This window comes from Acidovorax sp., from assembly GCF_022763525.1.
In the GTDB taxonomy this organism is placed as follows: Bacteria; Pseudomonadota; Gammaproteobacteria; order Burkholderiales; family Burkholderiaceae_C; genus Acidovorax.
Genome location: NZ_JALEGG010000178.1, coordinates 1 through 17,431, shown reverse-complemented (window position 1 = coordinate 17,431; position 17,431 = coordinate 1). Strand labels below are relative to the sequence as shown.

The following is a 17,431-nucleotide window of genomic DNA, read 5'->3' as shown; positions in this document are numbered from 1 at the left end:
GTTCCATGTCCATCAGGCCTTTCGGGTCATCGCCCAGACTTGCTGCAGCAATGCGGGCACCGCGTCGGCAACCAGATCATCACGCAGCTGGCGCAAAAAATCCTGCCGCAGACCGGGGTCCGTGCCCGGCCGGTGCGGCACCTTGCCTTTCTCGGCCATGCGCATCAGTGATTGCAAAGAGCCGAGAAAATTGCGCGGAAAGCGCTCGTAGCACCAACTGTCCTGCGTGGAGGCCATCCAGCGGCCCTGCATCACCAGCGGTGATGCATCCAGCGTGCGGTAGAGCCATGGCAGGGCGTGCGCGTGGCGGCTGTCGTCGGTATCGGCCAGCAGCCAGGGTTCCCGGGGCTTGGCCTCGATCCATCCATTGATGCCGTACATCCAGGCATCCAGTGCCGCAGCCGACGGGGGCGCATCCATCCAGCCCAGCCAGTCCAGCAACGCCAGCTGTTCGGGAATGCCCATGCCGCTGTACAGGTGGTCGGAAGCCAGCAGCATGGACAGCGCCTCGGCGCGGTATTCATCGGCCAGCCGGGGCGATGTGTGCACGACGTCCTCATCGTCAACATAGCGCGACCGCAACTCCACGGTGCGCGCCCACTGGGCGGGTGTCTGTTCGGGATGAAAGAACAGCTCGCGGCATGCCATCCAGGTGGGCGCCGGCCCTGGCGGCCACAACACCCCGTCAAAGAACAGCGCGCGCAGCGCGGCGTGTTCCGCCTCCTCACACCAATCAAAATAATCGACCGCCTCCAGGCGGCTCCACAGCTGCTCCCGGGTCAATGCATGCATCAAGAAAAGCTCCTTTCCGTTTCGTCCAGGCTGGAATAGACGCACTCTGCGGGCGCGTCGACACCAGCGCGCCACAGCACACGCAGGTGCAGCAATCCTTTGCCGTCGCCGGCGGTGTAGCCCATGGGTGTGGCGCGCATGCGGCCCAGCAGGGCCCGCAGATGGCGCACCGGCAAGCCCTGGGGGTCCATGTGCTCCGGGGTGGTGCACACCAGCTCGAACACGCCGTTGAACTGCGGGTCGCTGCGCGCGCCACGCTGGATGATGCCGCGTGCCACATGGAAGGCCCAGCGCATGAGGTGGTGCGCGCCATGGCGCGCGGCCTGCTCGGCCGAAGGTGCGGCCACGCGGATGCGCAGGCCATGCCGGCCATCGGCCCCGGGTAGCGGCTCGGGCTCGCTGGCCTGTACGGGTTCTGCCTTGAACAGCGTGGGCAATGCAGCGGACGCCGGCGGCCAAGTGAGCAGTTGGGCACTTCCCCAATCGCCATGCCGGTCGGCGGGCACCAGCCACACCTGGCTCCAGCCCTCGACGGGTGTGCTCACGCCCATCACCCGCCAGCCTTCAGGCAGTGGCTGCGCGGGAGCTGCGGGGCGGCCCTCCGCATCAAAACACAGCAGGTGATGCCCCGCCACCGAGACCAGATACAGGCAGGTGCCATCAGACCACAGCCAGCGCGTGCCGCCCACGGTGTCCTCGGGCAAGGTGGCCAGCGCAGCGCTGGCCACCAGGTCCTCGGTGTTGGCGCGGTAGAGGTGGTGCTCGTCCACAAAGAACCATGCGTTGCCCAACTGGCTCCAGCCACGCGGGTAGCCCCGGGGCCAGGTCAGCGTGCCCTGCAAGGCACCCGTGGCGGCGTCGCACCGGGCCCAGAATGATTGTCCCGCCGCGCCGCCGGTGCTCAGGTACACGCTGCCGCCCAGCATGAAGATATTGACCAACTCAAAGGGACTATCGCCGTCAGGCGTGCGTGGCAGCACATGCAGCACCTGCCCTTCGTCGTCGATGACCTGCCAGCCACGCCGATTGCCGGTGTAGAAGCACCCGCCCAGGCGATGCACCTGCCGGGACTGCGGCCAGTCGAGCATGCGCCCGCTGGCAGGGTGGAAGGCAAACCCCGACAGGTTGCCGTTTGCGTCCGTGCGGTGGGCGACAAACCAGCCATCGGACCACGAGGCCTTCGCGCAGCGAAGGAAGTCCCTCGCCCCATCGCCTTCGCCCACGCGATAGTCCATGGTCTCACCCACCGGGCCGATGCGCCGCACTGGCACGCCATACCCCCACGCGCCGCCGGTGCCGGGCCACTGGAGAGGGTCTGCGATCTGCAGACGCCCTTCGGCGAAGGCATGGGCAACGTCGGTCTCGGTGTAGCAGCGAGCGGCGCCCTCATCAACGGGCCACAGCAGCGTGCACAAGCTGGCGAACAGCATGGTTTCCTTCCTGGATATTGCGATTTCCGGCCCGTGATGCGGCGTGTGAAGTCACGCTTTTTGCCGTCGGCTCAGGACTCAGGGAATATACGGAGAAATGCGCCCATTCCAGGCCTCACGCGGTGGACAAGTTGTCAGCCGCCAACCGGCGTTGCGCTTGCAAAATGGCGGCTCTGACAACGCGACAGGCCCCCGGTTCTTCCAAGAGCCTGCTCGAAGGGACTGCACATCACCGTGAAAAGAAACGAACGATTGGCCCTGCTCACCTCGCAGCGCGCACTGCAGGCCGCCGTACAGGCCAGGGACTACGCTGCCGTGCGCCGCTGGCTGGCGGGCGGCGGCGATCCCAAGGCCCTGTGGCAGGGCGAACGCTGGGAAGACACCTACCCCATGGTTCTGGCCGTCGAAGGAAATGACCTGGAGATGGTGCACCTGCCGGCAGAGGCGGGCATGCCTCTGTACCACAACGCACTGATGGCACAGAAGAGATACGGTGCGGTCGAGCCGCTGACGGTGGCTGCGCTGTGGCGGCCCGGGTGCCACGAGGCCGTGATGGCCGCGCTGGACCTGGGCGCGGCCATCCACTCCACCACACAGGACCACATGCCGGTGCTGCGCCTGACGCAGCTGCATGAGCGCGAGCTGGATGCGCGCTCCGACGCCCTGTTCCAGCGCATTCTGGACGCTGGCGTGGTCGACGTGGACGCACCCTGGGACGACTCCTTGCGGATACTGCACATCATCTGCATGGGCAACAACCGCTACGTGCCCGAGCTGATCCGCCTGTCACGCGACGTCAACACGCCCGATACCAGCGCGCTGCGCCTCACACCATTACGGACGGCGGTCACCTCCGGCAGCGACCTGGCCGTGGGGGCGCTGCTGGCTCGTGGCGCAGACCCATCCACGCCGGTGTCTAAAGACAAAACCCTGCTGGATCAGGCGCTCCATATCAAGGAGTTCAAAAGGGAAAAGAACCTGAGCGGTCAGGTGGATCGCATCATCGCCATGCTGGAGACCGGGCGTGCCCTGCCGGAGTTCACATCACTCGCCTGAGCAAGAACGATGAAGAATGCCAGGGTACGCAGCCACTGAGGCATTTTCGCCCCTAGCGCTTATGGAATAGGCGCTGACAGCTATTAATTTATTAGCAAAACAGTCCTGAAAATCAGGGGTGTGCCGCCCCCGCGCAGGGTGGCGGCATGGCCCGCTATTTCCTCAGACGGCTCCCAGGCGCTCAATGCGCTGGTCGCGCACGGCCTGCAGCCACTCGGCGCGCACCTGGGCGGGCGCGATTTCCGCCAGCGGCAGCAGCACAAAGGCCCGCTCGTGCATGCGGGGGTGCGGCACGGTCAACGTGGGGGTGTCGATGGCCCAGGCATCGAAGAGCAGGATGTCCAGGTCCAGCGTGCGCGGGGCGTTGCGGTAAGGGCGCTCACGCCCCGCGGCGGCTTCGATGGACTGCAGGGCCGCGAGCAGCTCCTGCGGCGGCAGGCTGGTACGCAGGGCTGCCACGGCGTTGTAGAAATCGGGGCCGGTAGCGTCCACCGGGGCGCTGCGGTACAGCGCCGAGCACTGCAGCAGCTGTGTGCCCGGCAGCGCGGCCAGGGCCTGGATGGCGGCGCGCAGGGCCGCGGGCGCATCGCCCAGGTTGGCACCCAGGCCGATGTACGCCGTGTGGTCAGGCATCCGCGGCCCTGCTGGGCGCACCGCCGCCCTCCCCGCCACCGCCGCCGGTGCCACCTCCGGGTTTGCGACGGCGGCGGCGGCGCTTCTTGGGGGCACTGCCGTCGGGCGGCAGTTCCATGTCCTCACCGTCGGCAGGCGCGGCATCCACGGTGACACCGGTGGGGGCACCAGGTGCCGGGCGCGGCGCGGGGTTGCTGCGCGGCACGCGCTTGACGACGGGCTGCTGCGCCTTCTGGCGGGCTCGCTGCTCTTCCTTCGCCTGGTCCATCAGGTCGTCGCGGCGCTCGTCGTCGGCCGCCTGGAAGTCCTGCCACCACTCGGCCAGCGCTTCTTCGACTTCGCCCACATCGGCGCGCAGGCGCATGAAGTCGAAGCCTGCGCGAAAGCGCGGCTGCATGACCATGCCGTACGGGGTGTTGCCCACGCGCTTTTCAAAACGCGGCTGCATGACCCAGATCTCGCGCATGTCGGCAGCGAGCTTGCCCCGGCCTGACACGTCGCCGATGCGCTTGTCGAACACCTCGTCGATGGCCTCCTGCAGCGCAGGCAGCGGATGCTGGCGCTGGGCCAGGCGCTCCTGCCAGCCGCTGCGCACGTCTTCCCACAGCACGCAGGCCAGGAGGAAGCTGGGGGCCACGGGCTTGCCCTCGTTCACGCGGCGGTCGGTGTCGACCAGGGCGGCTTTCACAAACGGCGTGTCCGCGCGTTCCACGGCCACGTCCAGCAGCGGGTAGATGCCCTTGGCCAGGCCGAGCTTGCGCAGCTGCTCGATGGTGGCGATGGCGTGGCCCGTCTGCAGCAGCTTGAGCATCTCGTCGAACATGCGGCTTTGCGGCACCTCGGCCAGCAGCGCCTGCGACTGCACCAGAGGCGCGGCGGACTTCGCGTCGATGGTGAAGCCCAGGGGGCTGAGCTTGGCCGCAAAACGCACGGCGCGGATGATGCGGACCGGGTCTTCGCGGTAGCGCGTGGCAGGGTCGCCAATCATGCGCAGCGTCTTCTTCTTGGCGTCCTGAAGGCCCTTGTGATAGTCGACCACGATCTGGCTGACCGGGTCGTAGTACATGGCGTTCACGGTGAAGTCACGGCGCGTGGCGTCTTCGTCCTGCGGACCCCATACGTTGTCGCGCAGCACGCGGCCTGAGGCATCCACGGCGTGCTGCATGCCCGACAGCTGCGCCTTGCTGGTCTTTTCGTTGCCCGTGACCTGGCCCGCCGCCGAGTTGTCGAGGTAGGCGCGGAAGGTCGAGACCTCAATCACCTCGTGCTCGCGCCCCCGGCCATGCACCACGTGAACGATGCGAAAGCGCTTGCCAATGATGAAGGCGCGGCGGAACAAGCCCTTGACTTCCTCCGGCGTGGCGTTGGTGGCCACGTCAAAGTCCTTGGGGCGCAGGCCCAGCAGCAGGTCGCGCACGGCGCCGCCGACGATGTAGGCTTCAAAACCCGCCTGCTTGAGCGTGGCCACCACCTCGGCAGCGCGGCGGTCCACCAACTCGGGGTTGATGCCATGCACGCTGGCGGGCACCTCTTCGCGCTTGCCGAAATGGGGCTTGCCGCCCGAGGTCCCGGGCGTCGATTTGCCCAGCAGTTTGTCGATGAACTTCTTGATCATGGGTAGGGAGATATCAGGGGACTGCGAGCGCAGGGGGTCAGGAGGCCGTCTGGCTGGCAGGCTCGGCAAACAGATCCAGTATGCGCCAGCCGCGTTCCTGGGCCAGGGCGCGCAGGCGCGGGTCGGGGTTGGTGGCGACCGGGTGGTTCACCTTCTCCAGCAGGGGCACGTCGTTCATGGAGTCGCTGTAGAACGTGCTCTCGACATCGCCCCAGGCCAGCTGCCGCTCGGCCAGCCATTGTTCCATGCGCCGCACCTTGCCTTCGCGCATGGTGGGGATGCCGTCAATTTCGCCGGTGTACCAGCCGCTGGCATCGCGCACCAGCCGCACGGCCAGCAGTTGCGGCACCCCCAGTGCCTGCGCGATGGGCGTGGTCACGAACTCGTTGGTGGCCGTGACGATCAGCACCTCATCGCCCGCCGCCTGGTGCTGGCGGATGAGGCTGAGCGCCTGGGGCCGAATGGCGGGGTTGATGACCTCGCGCATGAACTGCTGGTGCGCCGCCGCAGCGGCCTCGGGCCCGCGCAGGCGCACGGCCTCGGTGGCAAAGCGCACATAGTCGTGCACGTCGAGCGTGCCGGCCTGGTAGTGGGCATAGAACTCGTCGTTGCGGCGCGCGAACTCCACCGGGTCATTCCAGCCGATGCGGATGGTGAACTCGCCCCACTCGTAGTCGGAGTCGAGCGGCAGCAGCGTGTGGTCCAGGTCGAAAAGGGCCAGCCGAAGTCGATGTGTTTGCATGTCAATCATTTACTGTTGCGCTGGGGCAATGGCCGTTGCAACTGGCGCAGCCCAGACCAGCGGCCGCCGCGCAAGGGCCGCCAAGCCGCGCATGCGGCGCTGCGCTGGCGTGCGCTGGCGGCGTCCCCCTTCCCGAATTGCGCAGCAATTCGAGAGAAGGGGGCTGCGGCGAAGCCGCTCAGGGGGATGCCCATTACTCCGACTCCAGCATGGTTTTCAGCAGCGGAATCGTGATGGCGCGCTGGGTGCGCAAGGCAAACGCATCGAGCTGGTCCAGCAGCTGCATGAGGCTTCCCAGGTCGCGCGAGAAGCGGTTGAGCATGTAGTCCATCACTTCATCGCCCAGGAACACTCCGCGCGCGTCGGCCTCCTGGCGCAGCACGGCGCGGCGCTCGGACTCGCCCAGCAGCTGCAACTGGAACACGTGGCCCCAGCCCAGGCGGCTGCGCAAGTCGTCGCGCAGTGGAAGGTCGGCCGGGGGCAGGTTGCCAGCGGCCAGCACCCAGCGCGGGCTGCCGCTGGCGGGGCTGATGGCGTTGACGAACCAGTTGAAGGCTGCGGCTTGCTGCGCGGTGTCGTACAAGTGCACGTCATCCATCAGCACTGCAGTCCAGCTCTCGTCGAAAACGGCAGGCTCGCTCACGGCGGGGTCCAGCCACCCCACGCTCGATCCATGTTCGCGCAGGGCCTGACGGACCGCCTGCAGCAGATGGGACTTTCCGCTGCCGGGCTCGCCCCAGAGGTAGGTGGGCACGGGCGAGCGGGTGGCCTCGCTGCTGCCCGCGCCAACGGCCAGCCGCAGGTGCTGCAGGGCGGCCTCGTTGGGGCCGGCGTAGAACCGGGCCAGCGTGGGCCCGGTGGCCAGGCCGATGTCCAGCGCCAGCTGCTTCATCATCATGCGCGGCGCACGGGCCGCCAGGGCTGGCCCGAAGGAGCGGGTGCGGGGGACAACAAGGAGGACAGCGGCATCACAGTGAAAGTTGGGACGGTGCCCGGCGCAAGGGGCTGCGGCGGGCGCCGCGAAAAAGTGGCTTCGGGCGAAGGGCTGCGGCAGGCCTGGCATCTTGCGGCAGGCTGGCGGCAACGGGCGATTTTAGTCTGCGGCAAACGCCCTGCCGCAACCGATCACCACCGCCCCGGCAACGCCCGTCTGCTGTCCCGCCCGGCCGCCCCCGCCGGTCTGCCAATAGTTCCAGAGCGGCGCCGCACCACGCCGCGGGCCGGATACGCCGGGGCTCTCAGGCCAGCGCTTCCCAGCGCCCGGTCTGTTCGGACCGCCAGAGCGCGTCCATCACCCGCGCCTGGGCTATCGCGTCGTCCAGCCCATCCGGCGTCGGGAGCGCGCCGTCGCGCACGCGCCGCGAAAAGGCCGCGACCTGCAGCTGATACTGGTCGCATGCGGGCAAGGTCTCGATGGTGATGCTGCTGCCATCCAGCAGGCCACCGTCGTCCACCGCGAGGCGCATGGAAACTGCGCGGGTCGCGTTGAAAGGGATGAACAGCTCGATACGGCCGCGCTCCCCCACCACCTGCACGCGCTGGAACCGCACGCTCTGCGTGGAGACCGTGAACGTGGCCTGCTGGCCGGCACCGAAGTCCAGCATCGCGCTGGTGAGCCGGTCGGTCCCCAGCCGGGGGTCGCGGTCCACCAGTGCAACGGCGCGCCGCGGCTCCTGGCCGAACAGGTAGCGGCCCGCCAGAACGGCATAGCAGCCGATGTCGTACAGCGCGCCGCCGCCAGTGCCGGGCTGGTTGCGGATGTTGCCGGGATCCTCGTTGAAATAAGAGAAGAACACCTGCACGGCCCGCACCGCGCCGATGCGGCCCGCGCGCACCAGGTCGCGGGCACGCTGCCACTGCGGATGGTGGCGCACCATGAACGCCTCTTCAATGTGCACGCGGGCGCTGGCGGCCCGCAGTAGCTCTGCCTCGGTCGCACTGAGCGCCAGCGGCTTCTCGCACAGCACGTGCTTGCCCGCCGCGGCCGCCTGCAGGGTCAACGGCACATGCAGGTGGTTGGGCAGCGGGTTGTAGATGGCCTCGATGGCCGGGTCGGCCAGCAGCTCCTCGTAGCTGCCGTAGGCCTGGGCGATGCCCAGCGACCCGGCGGCCTGCTCAGCGGCAGGCAGCGAGCGCGAGGCAAGCGCGCGCAGCTCCACCAGCGGGCTGGCCTGCAGAGCCGGAATCACGTGCTGCAGGGCAATCCTGGCCGTGCTGAGCACACCCCAAACCACGGGTTTCATTCGCGTTCCTCGCCAGACTCGTCAGAGATAGTTGTTGAGCAGGTTTTCGAGCATCTCCTGCCGACCGGAGACCGGCAGGGTGTCCTGGTTGCGCTCCAGAACGCGGGCAGCAACCTGGTCCAGCCCCATTTTGCCCGCCAGCACCTCCTGGCCAAAGCCGGTGCGCCAGCCAGCGTAGCGGGCATCGACGTGGCGTGCCAAGCGCCCGTCGGCCACCATTTTCTCGGCCACCAGCAGCGCCCGCGCCGCAACGTCCATGCCGCCAATGTGGCCGTGGAACATGTCTGCGGGGTCGATGGACTGGCGCCGTACCTTGGCATCGAAGTTCAGCCCGCCAGTGGTGAAGCCGCCGGCCTGCAGGATCAGGTACAGCGCGAGTGCAGTCTCGGGCACGCTGTTCGGGAACTGGTCCGTGTCCCAGCCGCACTGCATGTCGCCGCGGTTCATGTCGATGGAGCCGAAGATCCCCAGGTCGATGGCGGTGGCGATCTCGTGCTCGAAGCTGTGGCCCGAGAGCGTCGCGTGGTTGGCCTCGATGTTGACCTTGACTTCCTTTTCCAGCCCGTAGCGCGCAAGGAAGCCATAGACCGTGGCGGTGTCGAAGTCGTACTGGTGCTTGGTGGGCTCGCGCGGCTTGGGCTCGATCAGGATCGTGCCCGTGAAGCCGATCTTGTGCTTGTACTCCACCACCATGTTCAGGAAGCGCCCCAACTGGTCCATTTCCTGCCCCACGCGGGTGTTGAGCAGGGTCTCGTAGCCTTCGCGCCCTCCCCAGAGAACGTAGTTTTCGCCACCGAGCTTGAGCGTGGCATCCATGGCCTCCTTCACCTGCAGGGCGGCAAGAGCAAAGATTTCCGGGTCGGGGTTGGTGGCCGCGCCCGACATGAAACGCCGATGGCTGAACAGGTTGGCCGTACCCCACAGCAGTTTCATGCCGGTGGCGGCCTGCTTGGCCTGCAGCACGTCAACCATCTCGTGCAGGTGGTTCACGCTCTCGCGGGGCGTACTGCCCTCGGGCGCCACGTCGCGGTCGTGAAAGCAGTAGTACGGCGCGCCCAGCTTGGCGAAGAACTCAAACGCCACGTTCGCCTTGGCCCGGGCCGCCGCCATGGGGTCAGCCATGTGCTGCCAGGGGCGCTGGAATGTGTCGCCGCCAAAGGGGTCCAGGCCGTTCCAGCAGAAGCTGTGCCAGTAGCAGACGGCGAAGCGCAGGTGGTCTTCCATGCGCTTGCCCAGCACCAGGCGGTCTTTGTCGTACCACTTGAAGGCCAGTGGGTTGTCGGCCTCGGGCCCTTCGTAGGCGATGGGGGCTATGTCGGAAAAGTAGGTGCTGCTCATGATTGGAGGTTCTCGGCAAGGGGAGGACATCAGGGCCTGCGGTACAGGCTGCGGAACAGGGCATGGCGCGGCGCCAGCAAGGCGCCCTCGCCAGGGTCGGGTTGGTAGACGGTGTCGATGGGCGGCGGCAGGCAGACCGCCTGCATCGGCGCGCCCACGCTCAGGGCACCCAGGCGGGCCGCGCCCAAGGCCCCGCCGACGGCCGAGCCGCCGTGCGTGACGATCTCCACATCGAGCGCGCTGGCCAGCATCTGCGCCCAAAAGGCGCTGCGGGCGCCGCCGCCCACGAGCGACAGGCGGGTGACCTGGCTGCCTGCGGCGTTCAGTGCAGCCAGCCCATCCCGCAGGCCAAAACTCACGCCTTCCATCACCGCATAGCCCAGGCGCGCGGCATCGGTGTCGAAATCCAGGCCGTGAAAGCTGCCGCGAACTTGCGCGTCGTTGTGGGGCGTGCGCTCGCCGCTCAGGTACGGCAGGAACAGCGGGGCGGCCTCGCGGTCGCTGGCCCCCAGCGCCGCCGCACGCGCCGCCACATCCCCCGCATCCGGTGCGCCCAGCAGCTTGGCCACCCACTGCAGCGCGCTGGCGGCGGCCAGCATCACGCTCATCTGGTGCCAACGCCCGGGCACTGCGTGGCAGAAGGCATGTGTGGCGCTGGCGGCATTGGGCTGATAGGTGGGCGTGACCACGAACAGCACTCCGCTGGTGCCCAGCGACAGGAACCCCTGGCCGGGCTCCACGGCGCCCATGCCGACGGCACTGGCCGCGTTGTCGCCGCCACCGCCCGCCACCACGGTGCCTGGCCGCAGCCCAAGCGACTGCGCCACGTCGGGCCGCAGCCGCCCGCTCACCGCGCTGCCTTCGACCAAACGCGGCATGTGCGCGCGGGTGAGGCCCGTCAGCGCCAGCAGTTCGTCCGACCATTCGCGGCGCCGCACATCGAGCCACAGCGTGCCGCTGGCGTCCGAGAGATCGCTCACATGGTCGCCGGTCAGCAGCAGGCGCACATAGTCCTTGGGCAGCAACACCTTGGCCACGCGGCGGAACACCTCCGGCTCGTGGCGCGCCACCCAGCGCAGCTTGGGTGCCGTGAAGCCGGGCATCGCCAGGCTGCCGCCCAGCTCACTCAAGGCCGGCAGCTCACGCATCAGGGCGCTGCATTCCTCGGCGCTGCGCGTGTCGTTCCAGAGGATCGCCGGGCGCAGCACGCGGTCCTGCGCGTCCAGCAGCACGGCGCCGTGCATCTGGCCCGACAGCCCGATGGCCTCGGTGGCGGCGTACTCGACGGGGTGCGCTGCGCGCAGGCCGGCCAGGGCCGACTGGGTGGCGGCCCACCACTGGGCCGGGTCCTGCTCGCTGTGGCCGGGCTGGGGTCGCGCGACCGTGAGGGCCGCACCCGTGGTGCCCACCACCCGCTGGTCCGGCGCCAGCAGGAGAACCTTGACTTCCGAAGTGCCAATGTCGATGCCGATGTACATGGTCGATGCGAACTCAGTGAATGGATGCGGGTAAAGCAACGTCTGGGGGATAACCAGGCATTTCGACGGGGGCTGGCGCGGAGGCGGTGCGCGCATGCATGGGCCGCAGTTCGTGGTGCAGCACCAGGGCCGCGGCGCCAACGGCCGAGGCCAGCAGGCCGTAGCGGGCCGTGCGCACCGTGGGCGCCGCCACGCCCGCGCTGGCCGCGTAGCCCTCCAGCGTCTGGCGGGCGGTGGGCACGATGTCGGGATAGCTTTCGCACGAGGGCCCACCCACCACCAGGGCTCCCGGGTTGAACGTGGTCCAGAGGTTCTGCAGCACCACGCCCAGGTACACGCCGCCGCGCCCGGGTTCAGCCTGGCGCGCCAAGGCCCGCGCGCCCAGGAAGGTTTCGGCGCAGCCCCGGCGCCCGCAGGAACAGGGCAGCCCGTCGATCTGCAGGATGCTGTGGCCGATTTCCCCTGCCATGCCCTGCAGCCCGGTGAAGAGGCGGTCGTTGAGCACGATGCCAGCGCCCACGCCCACGCCACAGGTCACGAAGATCAGCGAATCCGTCGCCTCGCCGCCCGCGAACTCGTATTCGCTGAGCGCGGCGGTGTCGGCCTCGTTCTGCACGTGCACCGCCATTGGCGGGCTGCCCGCCTCGGCCAGGGCGCGCGTGATGAGGGGCAGGAAAGCCACGTCGCGCCAGCCGAGATTGGGCGCAAAACGCACCGTTCCGCTGCCCTCGTCAAACGCACCCGGCAGCCCGATGCCAATGCCCGACACCAGCACCTGCTGGGCAGCCAGTTCGCGCTGCGCCCGGACCAGCAGGGCGGCCACCTGGCGGGCCACGGCCTCGGGCGCGTGGTCGTCCAACGGCTCCTCGGCCGACCACAACACCTCGCCAATGAGCGATACCCCGACCACCCGCAGCGACTCCACTGCGATCTCGGCGCCCACCATGGCCCGGCGGGTGCCATGAAGCCGCAGCGGGGTCGAGGGGCGCCCCAGGCCCTGCGCGGCGGCCAGGCCGGTTTCCTCGATCCAGCCTTCATCAATGAGCTCGCGCACCAGCAGGCTCACCGTGGATTTGGTGAGGCCGCTCTCGTTCGCGAGCTGCGCGCGCGAGAGGCTCTTGCGCTGGCGCAGCAGCCTGAGCAGCACGCTGCGGTTGATGCGTTTGACCAGTTGCTGGTCGCCTGTGGTCTTCTTCATGCGGAATGGGGGAAGGCGCCGGCCTCAACGGCTGTGGGCCTGCGCTTTTCCTTCAGGTTGTTTGCCTGCGATGATCATGCCCAGCACTTCGTCCTCGGTGACATCGGCGGTGCGGTAGGCACCCACCAGGCGGCCGTTCTTCATCACCGCGAGCCGGTCGCTGAGCGCGAACACGTCGGGCATGTCGTGCGTGATGAGAAAAATGCCCACCCCCTCATCCTTGAGCTGGCGCACCAGACGGCCCACCATGGCCGTCTCCTCCGGGCCTAGCGCGGCCGTGGGCTCGTCCATGATGAGGATGCGCGCGTTGAAGTAGATGGCACGCGAAATGGCCACCACCTGCCGCTGCCCGCCCGACAGGCGCCGTACTGGCGTTCGCACGTTGCGGAAGTTCTTGTTCAGGCGCTCGAAGACCTTGCGGGCCTCGGCGTCCATGCGGTGGTCGTCCAGGGTGTTCCAGCGGGTGAGCAGTTCGCGCCCGAGGAACAGGTTGGCCACCGCGTCCAGGTTGTCGGCCAGCGCCAGCGTCTGGTAGATCGACTCGATGCCCAGCCGCTGCGCGTCGATGGGTGAACGGATGTGCACGTCCTGCCCCTGCACGCGCACTTCCCCGCTGTCGACGGGGTAGGCGCCCGCCAGCATCTTCATCAGCGTGGATTTGCCCGCGCCGTTGTGGCCCAGCAAGGCCACCACCTCGCCCGGGTGCAGGCTCAGGCTCACGTCGTCGACAGCCCGCACCCCGCCGAATGATTTGCGGATGTGGCGCAGTTCCACCAGCGGGGCGCTCATGCGGCGTCTCCGGTCACGCGGCGGTAGACCACGTCGAATACCACGGCGGCAATCAGCACTTGCCCGATGATCACGTAGCGCAGGCCGATGGAGATATCGAGCAGCAACAGGCCGCTGTCGATGCTCTGCATGATGAGCGCACCCAGCACCGAGCCCAGGATGGAGCCGCTGCCACCCGCCAGTGCCGTGCCGCCGATCACGGCCGCTGCGATCACGAACAGCTCCATGCCTGTGCCCAGCGAATTGGTGCCTGCATTGAGCCGCGCGATCGACACCACTGCGGCGATGGTGATGAGCACGCCCATCAGCGCGAACAGCATCAGCGTGACCCGCCGCACCGGAATGCCCACTAGGGCGGCTGCTTCGGGGTTGCCGCCGATGGCGAATACATAGCGCCCAAAGCGCGTGCGATGCACGATGAAGGACAGCGCCACGGCCACGCCACCCCAGATCAGCACGGGGATGGGCACGCCCTGCGGCGCGTCCTTGGTGGGGATCTGGTAGGCGTTCATGGTGGCGACAAAACCGACCACGATCAGCGCGGGCACGGCGGCCACCAAAGCGTCCAGCCACACGGGCGGGTTGGGCACGCCGTAAGACGCCTTGGCCCGGCGCCGCAGCCAGGTCTTGAGACCGAACAGCACGACGAGCACCGCCGCCAGCACCCAGCTGGCCTGCACGCCGATGGCACCGTCAAAACCGCCGCCCAGGCGCTGGAAGAACGCATCGCTCACCGGTTGTGTCTTCCCATCGGCGACCAAAAAGGCTGCGCCGCGAAACGACATGAGCCCGCCCAGCGTGACCACGAACGAGGGCACGCCCAGCATGGCCGTGAGCGCGCCCTGGTAGAGAGAAACGCCAATCGCCACCGCCAGCCCGGCCAGCGACGCTTCGACCCAATGCCAGCCGGCGGTGTACATCAGGGTGGCGATCAACACCCCCACAAAGCCCATGACCGAGCCCACCGACAGGTCGATGTGCCGCGCCACGATGACCAGTACCACCACGGTGGCCACGATGCCCACCACCGCCGTCTGCTGTGCGATGTTGTAGAGGTTTTCGGGCGACAGGAACAAGCCGCCCGAGAGCACGTTGAATACGAGGGCCGTCACGACCAGCACGGCGCCCATCAGCACCAGCCGCCAGTCGATGGCCAGCTGCCTGAGAACATGGGGAACAGGACTCACAAGCGCACTCCGCCAGAGATGAAAAGGGACCGGGCGATGACAGCCCACGGTCCGCAGGCTTTCTTTTTTTGAAGGGCTCCACACAAAGCCCCGGGGGAAACTACCCGTGGCGAGCCGTCACTTGCAAGCGGCTGGCGCCTTGGCCGCGTCCACACCCTTGCACAGCGCGTCCTTCGAAATCCAGCCAGCTTTCACCACGACATCGAGGTTCTTGGCCGTGATGGGCACGGGTTTCAGGAACTGCGCCTGCAGGGCCACTTTCTTCTCGCCGCCATTCCAGGTCTGCGCTCCCGCCACCTTCTGGCCTTTGGCCAGCGCCACCGCGGCGGCGGCGGCATCGCGGCCCAGATCGCGCGCATCCTTCCACACCGACACCGTCTGCGACCCCTGCGCCACGCGGTTGAGCGCCGCATGGTCTCCATCCTGGCCCGACACCGGAATGCCCCGGATGCCCTTGGCCGTGAGCGCCGCCACCACGCCGCCGGCCGTGCCGTCGTTGGAGGCCACTACGGCATCGATCTTGCCGCCGCTCTTGGTGATGATCTGCTCCATGTTCTTTTGCGCCACCTCGGGCTTCCAGCCCTCGGTGTATTCCTCGCCCACGATCTTGATATCGCCCTTGGTAATGGCCGCCTCGATCACCTCTTGCTGCCCGGCGCGCAGGAAGTTGGCGTTGGGGTCGGTGGGCGAGCCCTTGATCATCACGTAGTTGCCCTTGGGCTTGGCTTCGAACACGGCACGCGCCTGCATGCGGCCCACCTCCACGTTGTCGAACGTGATGTAGAACACGCCGGGCGCCTCGATCAGGCGGTCGTAGGCCACCACCGGGATCTTCTGCTGCGCGGCCTTGTTCACGGCGGGCAGGATGGCGTCCTTGTCCATGGCCAGCACGATCAGCACCTTCGCGCCCTTGGCGATGAGCGAATCCACGTCGGAGAGCTGCTTTTCGGGCGAGCCGCCTGCATCCGCGCTGATGTAGGTGGCGCCGAGCTTGGCCAACTGGTCCTTGATGGCCTTCTCATCGGTCTTCCAGCGCTCCTCCTGGAAGTTGGACCAGCTCACACCCACGACCTGGGCGAACGCGCCCGCACTGGACAAGCCCAGTGCCAGCGCCGTCAACGTTGTCTTCAGTTTCATCCTTGTCTCCAGTAAACGGCCTCGTGCGGGCCTTGGGTTGGTGGATTGACTCGCGGCGGCCTGTCGGCTCGGCCCCTTGGTGCATTCGCAGGTGCCCGGGTGCCGCGCCGGTCGTGCTCCATCGCTCCATGTATCCCGGTGCACCCGCAGGGCGGGTTTGCGCCGAGGTTGAAGTACTTAGTACGACCGACGAACAAATTATGAAAGAAATGAATGCACAGCCGCATTCGGGCAAACCCGACATAGTTTGACAAGCGAACTATTACCCGCAGAGCCTGAAAAAGGACTGCCGCAGGAGTCTCGTCGCATATGCACAGGCCACTGCCATGCCGCATCCAAACCCCACGGCGCGCGGTGCCGACGCGAGCAGGCCGATGCATGCCCTTTAAAATCTCGCCTTTCAGCCCGCGCGGCGGGCCAACCAGCACCCAAAGCACCTCATGAGCTCCTCCGCTTCCCCCACTCCCCTTTCCTACAAAGACGCTGGCGTTGACATCGACGCGGGCGACGCGCTGGTCGAGCGCATCAAGCCGCTCGCCAAGAAGACGATGCGCGAAGGCGTGCTGGCAGGCATCGGCGGCTTTGGCGCGCTGTTTGAAGTGCCCAAGCGCTACCAGGAACCCGTCCTCGTATCGGGCACCGACGGCGTGGGCACCAAGCTCAAGCTGGCCTTTGAATGGAACATGCACGACACCGTGGGCATCGACCTGGTGGCCATGAGCGTGAACGACGTGCTGGTGCAGGGCGCCGAGCCCCTGTTCTTCCTGGACTACTTCGCCTGCGGCAAGCTCGACGTGGACACCGCCGCCGCCGTCGTGGGTGGCATCGCCAAGGGTTGCGAGTTGTCCGGCTGTGCATTGATCGGCGGCGAGACCGCCGAGATGCCCGGCATGTACCCCGCGGGCGAATACGACCTGGCCGGCTTTGCCGTGGGTGCGGTAGAGAAGAGCAAGATCCTGACCGGCAAGGATGTGAAACCCGGCGACGTGGTGCTGGGCCTGGCATCGGCCGGCGTTCATTCCAACGGTTTCAGCCTGGTGCGCAAGTGCATCGAACGCGCGGGCAGCAACGTGCCCGCCACGCTGGATGGCAAGCCCTTCAAGCACGCCATCATGGAGCCCACCCGCCTGTACGTGAAGAACGTGCTGGCCGCACTGGCCCAGCACCCCATCAAGGCCCTGGCCCACATCACCGGGGGCGGCCTCCTCGAGAACATTCCCCGCGTCCTGCCCGAAGGCACCGCCGCCCACCTCCAGAAAGGCAGCTGGCCCCAGACCGAACTGTTCGCCTGGCTGCAGAAGACTGCTGGCATCGACGACATCGAGATGAACCGCACGTTCAACAACGGCATCGGCATGGTGGTGGTGGTGGATGCCGCCCATGCCGAAGCCACGGCCGCCACGCTGCGCGCCGCGGGCGAGCAGGTGTACACGATTGGCACGATCGCACCGCGTGGCGACGGTGCCGCCGTGGTGGTGGCCTGAAGACGGTGGCGACCTGAAAACTTTAGAGCCTGTTCACAATCTCGCAGGGGTCGCGTTGGAGCGCAATCGGGAGGAGTGGATGCTTCGGGTGTGCCGCATGGGCTCATGCCCATGCCAGCAGCCGGAGCGTTCAATCGCCCGATTTCGCTCCAACCCTTCGGGCAGTGGTCTTTGCGGGCGATCTGCGGCGTTGCGGCGCTTGCCACTAGCCGAGCTATTGGCCGCACCCCGCGCCTTGCACACCATCCCGCACAGACCGCTGCGCGACCCCTGGGAGGTCGTGAACAGGCTCGTAACGCCTCCCGTCCG

Annotated in this window: 15 protein-coding genes; 2 read left to right on the top strand and 13 right to left on the bottom strand. The window is 67.6% G+C overall.

Annotation, left to right across the window (positions count from 1 at the left end; genetic code table 11):
- Window positions 1–12: 12 nt before the first annotated feature.
- Together MRY84_RS13805 and MRY84_RS13800 are read right to left on the bottom strand one after the other, a co-directional pair.
- The gene (locus MRY84_RS13805; protein WP_291506288.1) at window positions 13–792 is read right to left on the bottom strand and encodes a hypothetical protein; all 780 of its coding nucleotides are present in this window, start codon (window positions 790–792) and stop codon (window positions 13–15) included.
- Window positions 792–2,222, bottom strand: a complete 1,431-nt coding sequence (locus tag MRY84_RS13800; RefSeq protein WP_291506287.1) for a hypothetical protein — start codon at window positions 2,220–2,222, stop codon at window positions 792–794. The genes MRY84_RS13805 and MRY84_RS13800 overlap by 1 nt, the downstream gene beginning before the upstream one ends.
- A gap of 234 nt (window positions 2,223–2,456) precedes the next feature.
- On the opposite strand from MRY84_RS13800, the gene MRY84_RS13795 reads away from it, so the two are divergent.
- Window positions 2,457–3,278: an ankyrin repeat domain-containing protein gene (locus MRY84_RS13795; RefSeq protein ID WP_291506286.1), complete on the top strand. Its 822-nt coding sequence runs from the start codon at window positions 2,457–2,459 to the stop codon at window positions 3,276–3,278.
- A 162-nt stretch (window positions 3,279–3,440) separates the two neighbouring features.
- Here the strand turns inward: MRY84_RS13795 and folK are convergent, their stop codons facing one another.
- The 11 genes from folK to xylF all read right to left on the bottom strand — a co-directional run bounded on the left by folK (window position 3,441) and on the right by xylF (window position 15,638).
- On the bottom strand, window positions 3,441–3,911 hold the full coding sequence (gene folK / locus MRY84_RS13790; protein WP_291506285.1) for a 2-amino-4-hydroxy-6-hydroxymethyldihydropteridine diphosphokinase: 471 nt from the start codon (window positions 3,909–3,911) through the stop codon (window positions 3,441–3,443).
- Window positions 3,904–5,526 (bottom strand): polynucleotide adenylyltransferase PcnB, encoded by a 1,623-nt coding sequence (gene pcnB / locus MRY84_RS13785; protein ID WP_291506284.1) that lies wholly within the window; start codon window positions 5,524–5,526, stop codon window positions 3,904–3,906. The genes folK and pcnB overlap by 8 nt, the downstream gene beginning before the upstream one ends.
- A 37-nt stretch (window positions 5,527–5,563) precedes the next feature.
- Window positions 5,564–6,268: an HAD family hydrolase gene (locus MRY84_RS13780; RefSeq protein ID WP_291506283.1), complete on the bottom strand. Its 705-nt coding sequence runs from the start codon at window positions 6,266–6,268 to the stop codon at window positions 5,564–5,566.
- Window positions 6,269–6,461: 193 nt separating this feature from the next.
- Complete coding sequence (gene hda, locus MRY84_RS13775) at window positions 6,462–7,160, bottom strand: DnaA regulatory inactivator Hda (RefSeq protein ID WP_291506307.1); 699 nt, start codon at window positions 7,158–7,160, stop codon at window positions 6,462–6,464.
- A 346-nt stretch (window positions 7,161–7,506) separates the two neighbouring features.
- A complete protein-coding gene (locus MRY84_RS13770) occupies window positions 7,507–8,511 on the bottom strand; it encodes a Gfo/Idh/MocA family oxidoreductase (RefSeq protein WP_291506282.1) in 1,005 nt (334 codons plus the stop codon).
- A 21-nt stretch (window positions 8,512–8,532) separates the two neighbouring features.
- A complete protein-coding gene (gene xylA / locus MRY84_RS13765) occupies window positions 8,533–9,849 on the bottom strand; it encodes a xylose isomerase (RefSeq protein ID WP_291506281.1) in 1,317 nt (438 codons plus the stop codon).
- 29 nt (window positions 9,850–9,878) lie between these two features.
- On the bottom strand, window positions 9,879–11,327 hold the full coding sequence (gene xylB, locus MRY84_RS13760) for a xylulokinase (RefSeq protein ID WP_291506280.1): 1,449 nt from the start codon (window positions 11,325–11,327) through the stop codon (window positions 9,879–9,881).
- A 13-nt stretch (window positions 11,328–11,340) separates the two neighbouring features.
- Complete coding sequence (locus MRY84_RS13755; protein ID WP_291506279.1) at window positions 11,341–12,525, bottom strand: ROK family transcriptional regulator; 1,185 nt, start codon at window positions 12,523–12,525, stop codon at window positions 11,341–11,343.
- A gap of 24 nt (window positions 12,526–12,549) precedes the next feature.
- The gene (locus MRY84_RS13750) at window positions 12,550–13,314 is read right to left on the bottom strand and encodes an ATP-binding cassette domain-containing protein (protein ID WP_291506278.1); all 765 of its coding nucleotides are present in this window, start codon (window positions 13,312–13,314) and stop codon (window positions 12,550–12,552) included.
- The gene (locus tag MRY84_RS13745) at window positions 13,311–14,444 is read right to left on the bottom strand and encodes an ABC transporter permease (RefSeq protein ID WP_363317547.1); all 1,134 of its coding nucleotides are present in this window, start codon (window positions 14,442–14,444) and stop codon (window positions 13,311–13,313) included. Before MRY84_RS13745 ends, MRY84_RS13750 begins: the two co-directional genes overlap by 4 nt.
- Window positions 14,445–14,618: 174 nt before the next feature.
- The gene (xylF, locus tag MRY84_RS13740; RefSeq protein ID WP_291506276.1) at window positions 14,619–15,638 is read right to left on the bottom strand and encodes a D-xylose ABC transporter substrate-binding protein; all 1,020 of its coding nucleotides are present in this window, start codon (window positions 15,636–15,638) and stop codon (window positions 14,619–14,621) included.
- Between the two features lie 440 nt (window positions 15,639–16,078).
- Between xylF and purM the strand changes: the two genes are divergently transcribed.
- Window positions 16,079–17,122: a phosphoribosylformylglycinamidine cyclo-ligase gene (purM, locus tag MRY84_RS13735; protein WP_291506275.1), complete on the top strand. Its 1,044-nt coding sequence runs from the start codon at window positions 16,079–16,081 to the stop codon at window positions 17,120–17,122.
- Window positions 17,123–17,431: the final 309 nt, after the last annotated feature.

Bases quoted from the DNA above. Each gene is read 5' to 3' on its own strand.
- MRY84_RS13800 (WP_291506287.1), bottom strand. From the start codon at position 2,222: ATGCTGTTCGCCAGCTTGTGCACGCTGCTGTGGCCCGTTGATGAGGGC.
- hda (WP_291506307.1), bottom strand. From the start codon at position 7,160: ATGAAGCAGCTGGCGCTGGACATCGGCCTGGCCACCGGGCCCACGCTG.
- MRY84_RS13805 (WP_291506288.1), bottom strand. From the start codon at position 792: ATGCATGCATTGACCCGGGAGCAGCTGTGGAGCCGCCTGGAGGCGGTC.
- MRY84_RS13750 (WP_291506278.1), bottom strand. From the start codon at position 13,314: ATGAGCGCCCCGCTGGTGGAACTGCGCCACATCCGCAAATCATTCGGC.
- xylB (WP_291506280.1), bottom strand. From the start codon at position 11,327: ATGTACATCGGCATCGACATTGGCACTTCGGAAGTCAAGGTTCTCCTG.
- MRY84_RS13780 (WP_291506283.1), bottom strand. From the start codon at position 6,268: ATGCAAACACATCGACTTCGGCTGGCCCTTTTCGACCTGGACCACACG.
- purM (WP_291506275.1), top strand. From the start codon at position 16,079: ATGAGCTCCTCCGCTTCCCCCACTCCCCTTTCCTACAAAGACGCTGGC.
- pcnB (WP_291506284.1), bottom strand. From the start codon at position 5,526: ATGATCAAGAAGTTCATCGACAAACTGCTGGGCAAATCGACGCCCGGG.
- MRY84_RS13770 (WP_291506282.1), bottom strand. From the start codon at position 8,511: ATGAAACCCGTGGTTTGGGGTGTGCTCAGCACGGCCAGGATTGCCCTG.
- MRY84_RS13745 (WP_363317547.1), bottom strand. From the start codon at position 14,444: ATGGGCGCCGTGCTGGTCGTGACGGCCCTCGTATTCAACGTGCTCTCG.
- folK (WP_291506285.1), bottom strand. From the start codon at position 3,911: ATGCCTGACCACACGGCGTACATCGGCCTGGGTGCCAACCTGGGCGAT.
- MRY84_RS13755 (WP_291506279.1), bottom strand. From the start codon at position 12,525: ATGAAGAAGACCACAGGCGACCAGCAACTGGTCAAACGCATCAACCGC.
- xylA (WP_291506281.1), bottom strand. From the start codon at position 9,849: ATGAGCAGCACCTACTTTTCCGACATAGCCCCCATCGCCTACGAAGGG.
- xylF (WP_291506276.1), bottom strand. From the start codon at position 15,638: ATGAAACTGAAGACAACGTTGACGGCGCTGGCACTGGGCTTGTCCAGT.